The sequence below is a fragment of the Oleiphilus sp. HI0128 genome (genome assembly GCF_001635365.1).
Window position 1 is genome coordinate 1 of record NZ_LWGG01000446.1, and the last position, 535, is coordinate 535.

At 46.4% G+C, this 535-nt stretch carries 1 pseudogene; it reads right to left on the reverse strand.

The window, feature by feature from the left end:
* Positions 1–535 (reverse strand): annotated as a pseudogene (locus A3763_RS05450) (glutamate--cysteine ligase); the annotation flags it as partial.

A 535-nucleotide genomic window follows, 5' to 3' on the forward strand; every position in this document is an offset into this window, starting at 1 on the left:
CGAGGTAGCATAAGGCTTATACAGCGTGCCCTTATCATCAAATGATTCGAGGCAGTGATTTTGGCCAGCGACAAAACTCTGGTCTAGGCAAGGCGACGCACCGAATAAATACATGAGTAGCCAAGAGTAGCGACGAAAGTTTCGAATCAGAGCGAAATATTGCTCCGACTTAAAGTCTTGTAGTGACTGCTCTTTATTGCCATGCGCTTCTTTTAGATTAAGCCAAAGGGAGTCATTGATCGAGAAGTTGAAGTGCAGGCCCGCAATGCTTTGCATGGTTCGGCCGTATCGATGGCCTAGACCTTCCCGGTAGACGTACTTCAAGCGTCCAATGTTGGAGTCGCCATATTCAGCAATACGAATGCTGTGCTCGCCATCAAGCTTGCAGGGCATGCTGCCAGACCAGAGAACTTCATTGCCAATATTGCTAGCAACAAACTTATGCGTATCTTGCAATGTTTTTAGCAGGCCTTCTCTAGAGTCTTCAACCGGTGTAATTAGCTCTAATAAAGCTTCCGAGTAATCAGTGGTAATG